11 protein-coding genes are annotated in these 9,031 nt (G+C 66.1%); 5 read left to right on the top strand and 6 right to left on the bottom strand.

The annotated features are described in order from the left end of the window. Positions 1-432 (top strand): carbohydrate ABC transporter permease (locus tag VFG33_RS38725; protein ID WP_325058017.1); only part of this gene is annotated, 432 nt, incomplete at its 5' end. Beyond that, positions 432-1,379 (top strand): glycoside hydrolase family protein, encoded by a 948-nt coding sequence (locus VFG33_RS38720; RefSeq protein ID WP_325058016.1) that lies wholly within the window; start codon positions 432-434, stop codon positions 1,377-1,379. The genes VFG33_RS38725 and VFG33_RS38720, both read left to right, overlap by 1 nt. Positions 1,380-1,432: 53 nt before the next feature. Here the strand turns inward: VFG33_RS38720 and VFG33_RS38715 are convergent, their stop codons facing one another. Next, positions 1,433-2,377: an AraC family transcriptional regulator gene (locus VFG33_RS38715; protein ID WP_325058015.1), complete on the bottom strand. Its 945-nt coding sequence runs from the start codon at positions 2,375-2,377 to the stop codon at positions 1,433-1,435. Between the two features lie 218 nt (positions 2,378-2,595). Between VFG33_RS38715 and VFG33_RS38710 the strand changes: the two genes are divergently transcribed. After that, entirely contained in the window at positions 2,596-3,756 is a 1,161-nt protein-coding gene (locus VFG33_RS38710; RefSeq protein ID WP_325058014.1) for an SGNH/GDSL hydrolase family protein, read from the top strand. A gap of 196 nt (positions 3,757-3,952) precedes the next feature. After that, complete coding sequence (locus tag VFG33_RS38705; protein ID WP_325058013.1) at positions 3,953-4,753, top strand: SDR family NAD(P)-dependent oxidoreductase; 801 nt, start codon at positions 3,953-3,955, stop codon at positions 4,751-4,753. An 89-nt stretch (positions 4,754-4,842) separates the two neighbouring features. On the opposite strand, the gene VFG33_RS38700 is transcribed toward VFG33_RS38705, so the two are convergent. Next, complete coding sequence (locus tag VFG33_RS38700) at positions 4,843-5,166, bottom strand: DUF2218 domain-containing protein (RefSeq protein ID WP_325058012.1); 324 nt, start codon at positions 5,164-5,166, stop codon at positions 4,843-4,845. A 77-nt stretch (positions 5,167-5,243) separates the two neighbouring features. Between VFG33_RS38700 and VFG33_RS38695 the strand changes: the two genes are divergently transcribed. Further along, entirely contained in the window at positions 5,244-5,813 is a 570-nt protein-coding gene (locus VFG33_RS38695; RefSeq protein WP_325058011.1) for a TetR/AcrR family transcriptional regulator, read from the top strand. On the opposite strand, the gene VFG33_RS38690 is transcribed toward VFG33_RS38695, so the two are convergent. The 4 genes from VFG33_RS38690 to VFG33_RS38675 are packed head-to-tail and all read right to left on the bottom strand — an operon-like array spanning position 5,810 to position 8,937. Then, complete coding sequence (locus tag VFG33_RS38690; RefSeq protein ID WP_325058010.1) at positions 5,810-6,349, bottom strand: GNAT family N-acetyltransferase; 540 nt, start codon at positions 6,347-6,349, stop codon at positions 5,810-5,812. The genes VFG33_RS38695 and VFG33_RS38690 overlap by 4 nt on opposite strands. A gap of 34 nt (positions 6,350-6,383) precedes the next feature. Continuing rightward, positions 6,384-7,166 (bottom strand): ABC transporter permease, encoded by a 783-nt coding sequence (locus VFG33_RS38685; protein ID WP_325058009.1) that lies wholly within the window; start codon positions 7,164-7,166, stop codon positions 6,384-6,386. Beyond that, entirely contained in the window at positions 7,166-7,936 is a 771-nt protein-coding gene (locus VFG33_RS38680) for an ABC-2 family transporter protein (protein ID WP_325058008.1), read from the bottom strand. The genes VFG33_RS38685 and VFG33_RS38680 overlap by 1 nt, the downstream gene beginning before the upstream one ends. Continuing rightward, complete coding sequence (locus VFG33_RS38675; RefSeq protein WP_325058007.1) at positions 7,933-8,937, bottom strand: ABC transporter ATP-binding protein; 1,005 nt, start codon at positions 8,935-8,937, stop codon at positions 7,933-7,935. The genes VFG33_RS38680 and VFG33_RS38675 overlap by 4 nt, the downstream gene beginning before the upstream one ends. Positions 8,938-9,031: the final 94 nt, after the last annotated feature.

Here is a 9,031-nt window from a genome sequence, read left to right as displayed (position 1 = left end):
ACGGAGGGCTGGCTCGACACGTACCAGGTGCAGATCCTGCCGTTCGTGGCCAACGCCTTCTCGATCTACCTGTTCTACCAGTACTTCAGCAGCATCCCGGTCGAGCTGGACGAGGCCGCCCGGATGGACGGCGCCGGGTGGTTCGGGATCTACCGGCGCGTCGTGATGCCGCTGTCCGGACCGGCCATCGCGACCGTCGCGATCCTGACCTTCCTGCCGGCGTGGAACTCCTACCTCTGGCCGTTGATGGTGGTGCAGAGCGAGGAACTGCGCCCGGTGATGGTCGGCATTCAGTACTTCTTCCAACTCAACGTTTCCTGGGGGCAGATCATGGCCTACGCCTCGATGATCACCGTGCCGGTGCTCGTCCTGTTCGTCGCGTTCCAGCGCGCCTTCATCGGCGGCATCGCCTCCGCGGGGGTGAAGGGCTGATGCTCGAGCTCCCCGACTCGTGGGTGTGGGACTTCTGGCTCGCTCAGGACGGCGACGAGTATCACCTCTTCTTCCTGTACGCGTCCCGCGCCCTGCATGATCCCGGCCGCCGGCACCGGCGGGCGTCCGTCGGCCATGCGGTATCCGATGACCTGCGGGATTGGAGGCGGTTGCCGGATGCGCTTGTCCGGGGTGATGCGCCGGCGTTCGATGACGTAGCCACGTGGACCGGTTCCGTCGTACGGGGTCCTGAGGGTCAGTGGCACATGTTCTACACCGGGGCCACTGATCGCGGCGGGGCGCTGATCCAGACGATCGGGCTGGCTGTGTCGGACGATCTGATCAGCTGGCACAAGCACGACGGCAATCCGGTCGTGTCTGCTGATCCGCGCTGGTACGAGAAGTACGACGGCGCGACGTGGTTCGACGAGGCCTGGCGGGATCCGTGGGTCTTCGCGGATCCAGACGGCGACGGCTGGCACATGCTGATCACCGGGCGCGCCAACCACGGGGCTGCCGACGACCGCGGGGTGGTCGGCCATGCTCGGTCGCACGACCTGGTCCAGTGGGAAGTCGGGCCGCCGCTGAGCGAGCCGGGTGCGGGATTCGGGCAGCTCGAGGTCTTCCAGGTCGAGGAGGTGGAGGGCCGCGTTGTCCTGCTGTTCAACTGCCTACGGAACGAGTTGTCGGCTGCCAGGAAGGAGACTGCGGGCAGCGGGGGAGTCTGGTCATTGGCTGCCGACAGCATCGTTGGTCCGTTCGACGTCAGCAAGGCCACGCCGCTGACCGACGACTCCCTGTACGTCGGGCGGCTGGTGCGGGATGTCGACGGTGCCTGGGTGTTGCTCGCCTTCCACAACGAAGGTCCAGAGGGATTCGTCGGCAGCATCAGTGACCCCATGCCAGTAGTGATGGCCGGCGACGGGCTCACTCTCAAACCCTCCTGAATTGCCGAGGAGGTTGGGGATCGGCATCACGGCGCGGCGGGGCGTGAGAGCGGTCAGTCGCTGGTGGATGCGGATTTGCAGTCGTGTTCGTGGCGGCGGTAGATGCCTGGGGGTGTGCCGTATTCGCGTTTGAAGGCTTTGGCGAAGGCGAATTCTGAGGTGTAGCCGGAGCGGGCGGCGACTGTTCGGAGGGGCACGTTGGAGTCGCGGAGGAGGCGGGCGGCTGTGGTCATGCGCCACCAGGTGAGGTAGGTCAGGGGCGGTTGACCGACGATGGCGGTGAATCTCTTGGCGAAGGCGGCGCGGGAGAGGCCGGCTTGCGCGGCGAGATCTTCCACTGTCCATTGGCGTTCGGGGTGGTGGTGGATGCCGCCGAGGGCCGTTGACATCGCTGGATCGGTGAGCGCCGCCGCCCAGCCTGGTGTCGTTCCGTCGGCCTGTTCGTCGTGCCAGGCGCGCAGGATGAACAGCAGCAGCATGTCAACAATCGCGGGCAGGATCGCCTCGGTGCCGGCGCGGGGGTTGTCGAGCTCATGGCCGAGCAACTCGATGGCACTGCGTAGCGAAGCGTGCCGGCCGAGGCGGGACGGCAGGTGGATGAGGTCGGGTAGGTCGTCGAGCAAGGGGTGGCTGCGGGCGCGGTCGAGTTGGTAGGCCGCGCACAGCAGGACGGTCTCGGCGCCCGGGCCGTCCAGGTGGACGTAGCCGAATTGCGGTGCGTCGACCTCGGCGGTGGGGCTGAAATCGGTCGTGGGACGGCCGGGGCTGTCCGTCAGGACGTACTCCGACCCGCGCGGATCGAAGACGACATCGCCGACGTTGAGCGCAACCGGTTCGCCGTGTGGCGGGACGAGCCAACAGGAGCCTTGGAGCACGACGTGGCAGCCGGCGGTTTCGCCGGGTGGGAACCGCAGGCCCCACGGGGCGTGGGCCTGGGTCCGCGCTCCCTGGGGTTTCCCGGTGCGCATGACCGTGAGCACGTCACTCAGTACGTCCATGGTTTGAGAGTAGTCGGAGACGATCAGACATGAAGTGCGGACTGATGGACATTCTCCGTCTTCGGAAATGTCCGTACGGTCGATCGAAGACGAATCGATTGACCTAGGGATGGTCCATGCGACTGCAAGGTGTTAGAAAGCGCTCTCTCGCGACTTTGATTGTTTCTCTGGCCGCGTTGTTGATCGGCCCGAGCGCGGCAAGCGGTTCGGGTTCCGGGGTGTGGACGGCGGTTTGGGGGACGTCGCCGCAGCGGGCGGGGGCGAGCTTCGCGCCGAACTGGTCCGAAGCGGGCTTCAGCAATCAGACCGTGCGCCAGGTTGTCAGGGTCAGCGCGGGCGGCGTCGCGACGAGGGTCCGGCTGTCGAATCAGTACGGCTCGACGCCGCTCAAGGTCGCAGGTGCCACGATCGCCCGCACCACCAGCGGAGCCGCCGTTCAGCCGTCGTCGCTCCGGCAACTCACGGTCCGCCATGCGCGGTCCTTCACTATTCCGGTCGGGCGCGAGGTGGCGACCGACTTGGTGCCGATGCGATTGGCCGCACTCGAGTCAGTGACGATCACGCTCTACCTCGCGTCGCCGACCGGGCCAGCGACGTACCACCCCCTCGCCCTGGCAACCAGCTATCGGGCGACTGGAGATCACCGGTCCGATGTCGGGGGAGCGCCGTTCACCGAGACCTCCAGTTCCTGGTACTACGTGAGCGGGCTGGATGTGGTCGGCCAGGCGAAACGTAGTACGGGGGTGGTCGCGTTTGGGGACTCGATCACTGATGGTGCGGGCGGTACCGCGGACAACCGGTATCCCGATCAGTTGGCCGAGCGACTCGCTTCCGCCGGGCGGCCGCGAGCCGTGGTGAATCAAGGCATCAGCGGCAATCGGGTGACGGTGGACTCGGCCTGGTTTGGCGACAAGGCGGTCTCGCGGTTCCAGCGCGACGTACTCGATCAACCGGGGGTCGGTACCGTCATCATCCTTGCCGGGATCAACGATCTTGGCATCAGCGAGGTTGCCGCGAATCCGCCGTTCCCGATCTTCGCGCCGTTCACCAAGGTCTCGGCCAAGCAGATCATCGCGGGGCAACGGCAGCTCGTTGCACGGGCGCGAGCTGACGGTCTCCGGGTCATCGGGGCCACGCTTCTTCCGATCAAGGGATCGAGCTACTACACCGCGGCCAGCGAGGCGAAGCGGGATGCGGTGAACCACTGGATCCGTACGTCGGCCGAGTACGACGCGGTGGTCGACCTCGACCGGGTGATGGCGTCGCCAACCGATGCGGATCAGCTGAGGCCGACGTACGACTCCGGCGATCACCTACACCCGAGCGACGCCGGCTACGACGCAATGGCGAACGCGATCGACCTGAATGACCTGGGCTGAGTCGATGCGCAGGTGTAGCGAAGGACAGGTAGTAGTCGTCTCAGCAACCTGGAGACCGGCGCGGTAGGCGTGCTCGCAGCGCTTTCCGCCCGACTACGTCCTGTCCGTCGGTACACCAACCACCCCTCGACCCAACCGGGCCGCGCAGTTGCCAGCAGCAACTAGTCGCCGCGGAGCACCGACCTGCACCCAGCCGATGGATCTGGCTGCCGTTCCCTGGCAACGCAGGTGCGATGATCGCGGGATGGATGACGTACGGCGGGTTGCGTTGGTGACGGGGAGTTCCCGGGGGTTGGGGGCTGTGATTGCGCGCAGGCTTGGGGAGGACGGGTTCGCCGTGGCAGTCAATGGGCGGTCGAGCGGTCAGCCGGCGAGTGGGGTTGTCGCTGAGATCCGGGCTGCGGGTGGTGTCGCCGCGGCGTACGGGGCTGATGTGACGGACGAGCGGGAGGTCGCCGGGCTCGTTGCCGCGGTGGGGGAGGAGTTGGGCGCGATTGATGTGGTTGTGCTCAATGCGACCGGAGCGCAGCCGGGCGCGGCGATGCTTGACGTGGGGTGGGAAGAGCATCTGGCGCAGCTCGATTTCTTTGTGAAGAGTCCGGTGTTGATCGGGCGCGAGGTGGTGCCCGGAATGCGGGAGCGGAAGTACGGGCGGATTGTGCAGATCGACTCGGAGGTTGCGTTCAGGTCGCCGCCGGGACGATCGGCGTATGCGACGGCGAAGAGTGCGCAGATCGGACTGACGCTGAGTTGGGCTCGCGAGTTGGCGCCGGATGGGATCACGGTGAATACGGTCGCGCCTGGGTTCATCCCGGTTGAGCGGCATGCGGATGTGTCGGACGCCGACAGGACGGCGTACTTGAGCACAGTGCCGGTTGGCCGGATGGGTACGCCGGAAGATGTCGCCCACGCGGTGAGCTTCTTGGCGTCCGAGGGTGCCGGGTTCGTCACCGGTCAGCGGCTCGTGCTCGACGGCGGCCGCGAACTGCTTCCCTAGGTGGTGCTTGAGCTGCGGCGGCCAGGCTTACCTCGAACTCGTCGGCGACTGGTCCTAGCCAGTCGTTTCGGGTTGGCGCCAGGTCACGGTCAAGTGCCGGCGTTGCCGAATCGTTCGAGGTCGCGGCTGACCAGTTCCTGGAGCTGTTGCAAACCCTGCTCGTCGGCGGCTTCGACCCGCACGGTCAGCGTGCCGGCGCCGGCGTGCAGGATGCAGCGGCCGATGCTCAGGGTCAGGGTTCCGTCTGTCTCGGTCCATTCCACGTTCCGCACCTGCGGGCGATCCTGCGGCCCACTCTTGTGCAGGCGCGCGAGCTTGTGCCGCTGCGAGTTCATGCTGTTGGCGTGGCTGCAGAGCTGGGTGAGGTACCGGCTCGGCGCTTCTGTCTGGATGTGGGCCTCGGCGGTCAGCATGGACACAGCTTTTACGAGACACTGTGTATCTGTCAATACATGATGTATCGATAGAGCTCACTGTGTATCGTAAGAGCGTGCCGAAGCTGTGGAACGAGACGATCGAGGCGCATCGCCGCGAGGTGGGTGACGCGATCCTGGACACGACGGCAGCGCTGGTGATCGAGGGCGGTCTGCGGTCGGTGACGATGTCCCAGATCGCCGAGCAGACCGGCATCGGTCGCGCGACCCTGTACAAGTACTTCCCGGACGTCGAAGCGATCCTGGTCGCCTGGCATAGCCGCCACGCCGCACTGCACCTCGAGCGCCTCACCGACGTCCGCGACCGGGCCGGAGATCCCCGTCAGCGCCTTGAAGCCGTACTCACCGCCTGGGCCCAGATCGTTTATGAGATCGCGCGCCAACCTCACGGCGCAGAACTCAGCGCTCTCCTTCACCGCGCGGAGCACATCGCCGACAACGAACTCCACAAGCTGATCCGGGGGGTACTGAGCGACGCCGCCAAAGCCGGAAATATCCGGAACGACCTCGCGCCGGACGAACTCGCGACCTACTGCCGCCACGCACTCGACGCGGCCGGCAGCCTGCCCTCCCAAGCCGCGGTCAAGCGCCTGATCGGGCTCACCTTGGCCGCCTTGCGCCCCTAGCTCTCGCGAACTGGGAAGATGCGCTGCATCCAGAGTGAGCTGATGTACTGGTCGTTCTTGACCGCATAGTCGCGGAAGACGCCGACCTCGGTGAAGCCGAACTTCCGATGGAGTGCGACCGATGCCTCGTTAGGCAAGGCGATTCCGGCGAGGGCCACGTGGACCGGCTCGTGGGCAAGGAGGTCGAACAGCGCGCGGTAGAGCGCAGTACCGACGCCTTGCCCGCGGGAGTCGGGGTGGAGCGCGATGCCGACTTCGACGGTTTCCTTGAAGGCCCCGTGGGCTCGGTAGGGCTGGCTGGACGTGTAGCCCAGTACTTCGTTGCCGCGCCGCGCGATCAGCAACCGATGGGGCCCGGTCGGGGAGAACTGTTTGAACCAGTCGTGCTGTTCCATCACGGTGGTCGGCCGGGTGGCGAAGCTGGCGATGGAGTTCGCCGCGGCGTCGTTCAGGATGTCGACGATGTGGCGATGGTCGTCGCCGGTTGCGAGTGCGATCTCGATCGAGTCGGAGTGGGCGGCTGCACGGTCCCTCATTTCCGACACGGTAGTCCAGTCCGCAGGTCCGGAACTACGAGGTGGCTCCGGTGTAGCGCCGTACTCCCAGTCGCCAGAGGAGCAAGGCTGCCGTCGTGAACGCGGATCCCAGCAGGACTGCCAGGATCAGCGTGCTGGGGTCTGGGCCTTGGGTGAGGGTTTGGGCCGGCCAGGTGGTGATTGCGGCTACGGGGAAGGCGAAGGTGAGTAGCCGCCGGAGCCAGCGGCCGTAGATGTCGACTGGGTACCGGCCGAATTCCCAGGCGGCACCGTGCAGTACTCCGAGGTTGAGCCGGGGTGCCCAGAAGGCAAGGGATGCGAGTCCGATCGAGGTTGCCCAGCCGATCAGCAGTCCTATCAGGGTGAGCAGAGCCCAGCCGACCACGGCAAGCGGCGAGGGGACGATGGCCAGGTCACGCAGTCCGAGGATGATCACCCCGATCCCGAGGATGCTCTGCACAAGCGCGAGGGGTGCGTGCCGAGTACTGGTAGCGAGCAGCACGGTAGGCGCTGGCCGGAGCAGGTAGAGGTCGAGTCGGCCATCTCGGATCTGTTGGGAGAGATCACCGAGGCTCGGATCGAGGAAGGCCGCTCGGAGGCCGGTGATGAGCGAATAGGTGCCGATCAGGGTCAGCATCTGCCCGGCGGACCAGCCGGCGAGTAGACCTGTCTGGGCGAAGATGATGCCGATGGTGGCGAGCGATGCGGCCAGCTCCACGACGGCCAGGAGCGCGTCGAAGAACAGGTTGATCCGGTAGGCCAGGGCCTGCCGCAGGGACAGTGAGAACGCAGTACTGAGCAGTCGAGCAAGTCTCATTAGGCTCCCACTGTGCTGTAGCGGCGGATGCCGAGGCGCCAGGCGCCGACGGCGCAACAGCCCAGCGCCGCTGTCCAGAACAGCGAGATCGCGTACCCCGCGGCGGCGTCGGCGACTGTCAGCGTGCCAGCCGCCAGTTCGGCGGGAAAGCCGAGCATCGACCGGAAGGGCAGGAGCTGGGCGATGGTCCGCAGGGGATCGGGGAGCAACGCATTCGGTACTGCGGAACCACCGAGCAGGAAGATCAGGACCGTGCCGAAGGCAACGACCGCGTGGACTCGCTCAGTCCAGAACGCCGCCATGGCAAGAGTCCAGACGAAGAAGAACCGCAAGGCCGCTGCGAGGGCGAGAGCGGGCAATGCGGCCAGCAATGCGAGCGGTGAGAAGCTCACGCCGACCGACAATCCGACCAGAATGATCAGCGGTGCTCCGAACACGATCATCCAGAGGCGAATCGCGAGGTTCTCCCCGAGCGGGCCGATGACGGGCGGCTGAGGTCGCAGGAGTGCGGCGGCGACCTCGCCGCTGTAGATCGACTGCGCGAACGTGTGGTTCTCGAAGGAGGCCGTCATCAGTGCCACACAGATCACGGCGAGGTAGTAGGTACCGACCTGGGCTCCGGCCACGGGCACGTGGAGCCAGACGAAGAGCCCTAGCAGCGGCGCCACGGCCTGCCCGATGACCAAGGTGACAATGAACCACCAGGCACCCGACCAGCCGAGGATCTGGCGCCAGATCTCGAGTCGCACCAGCCGGAGGATCCTCCTCACGAGGTGGCGTCCTTCGCGCTCCGCAGGTGTCGATACGCCTGGTCCATCACGTTCTCCAGCGATGGTTCTTCGACGGACAGGTCGGCGACCGCGAAGCTGGAGAGGATCCGGGCCGTGGTTGCCGGCACAGCATCCCGGTCCACGCGCAACAGCCACTGATTGCCATCGCGCTGCAGGACGTCACCGTGCTGGGCCAGGTCCGGATCGTCATCGGTCACTGCAACCCGGATCAGCTTGGTCGGGGAGAAGACAGAGCTGAGCTCGTCGCGCCGCCCGTCGAAGGCGATCGCACCGTCGTCGATCAGGATCAGCCGTGGACAGAGCGATTCCACGTCGGCCATGGAATGGCTGGTCAGCAGCACGGTGGCGCCCGTTTGGGCGGAGTACTCGGCGATGAAGGTTCTGACGAGCTTCGCTGCCGAGATGTCCAGCCCGATCGTGGGTTCGTCGAGGAACAAGATCCTCGGGCGGTAGACCAGTGCGAGGGCCAGGCCGGCCCGCATCCGCTCGCCGAGGCTGAGTGCGCGGACCTGTCGCTGGAGGATGCTGTCGAGGTCGAGGAGTTCGCTCAGCTCGGCCAGGTTGTGCTCGAACTCGGACTCGGCGACGTCGTACAGGACCTGCTGGTAGCGGAAGGAGTCGAGCACGGTGAGCTCCGGCGCGTCCCCGATCGGCTGACTTCCACGGATGAGGGCGATCTGGCGGAGGTAGTGGTTGTGCCGTCGCCAGGGGGTTTCGCCGAAGACGCGAACCCGGCCGCTGGTCGGGTGCAGGATACCGGCCAGGATCTTCATCGTGGTCGTCTTGCCGGCTCCGTTCCGGCCGAGGAATCCGACGACATGTCCGGTCTCGATGTGGAAGGTGACGTTCTGGACCGCGTGAACGTCGCGATAGTTCCGCCGTACCAGGGCGCGGGCGGCGGCGACCAGTCCGGCGTCGCGCACCGGGACGCGGTACGTCATCGACAGATCTTCTACAGCAACGGCGGGCGGCGATTCCATGCTTAAAGGCTATCGTTGAAGTGCCGTTTGACTGTTCGCCCCGATCGAGGAAGGTGGTTCAGTGCGGAAACCCTCAACTGGAGCCTCAAAGTCG

It is taken from the genome of Kribbella sp. (assembly GCF_035687465.1).
Lineage (GTDB): Bacteria > Actinomycetota > Actinomycetes > Propionibacteriales > Kribbellaceae > Kribbella.
The sequence above is the reverse complement of the archived record's forward strand: the minus strand, read 5'-3'. Positions and strand labels throughout refer to the sequence as shown.

Bases quoted from the DNA above. Each gene is read 5' to 3' on its own strand.
- VFG33_RS38720 (WP_325058016.1), top strand. From the start codon at position 432: ATGCTCGAGCTCCCCGACTCGTGGGTGTGGGACTTCTGGCTCGCTCAG.
- VFG33_RS38715 (WP_325058015.1), bottom strand. From the start codon at position 2,377: ATGGACGTACTGAGTGACGTGCTCACGGTCATGCGCACCGGGAAACCC.
- VFG33_RS38705 (WP_325058013.1), top strand. From the start codon at position 3,953: ATGGATCTGGCTGCCGTTCCCTGGCAACGCAGGTGCGATGATCGCGGG.
- VFG33_RS38700 (WP_325058012.1), bottom strand. From the start codon at position 5,166: ATGCTGACCGCCGAGGCCCACATCCAGACAGAAGCGCCGAGCCGGTAC.
- VFG33_RS38690 (WP_325058010.1), bottom strand. From the start codon at position 6,349: ATGAGGGACCGTGCAGCCGCCCACTCCGACTCGATCGAGATCGCACTC.
- VFG33_RS38685 (WP_325058009.1), bottom strand. From the start codon at position 7,166: ATGAGACTTGCTCGACTGCTCAGTACTGCGTTCTCACTGTCCCTGCGG.
- VFG33_RS38675 (WP_325058007.1), bottom strand. From the start codon at position 8,937: ATGGAATCGCCGCCCGCCGTTGCTGTAGAAGATCTGTCGATGACGTAC.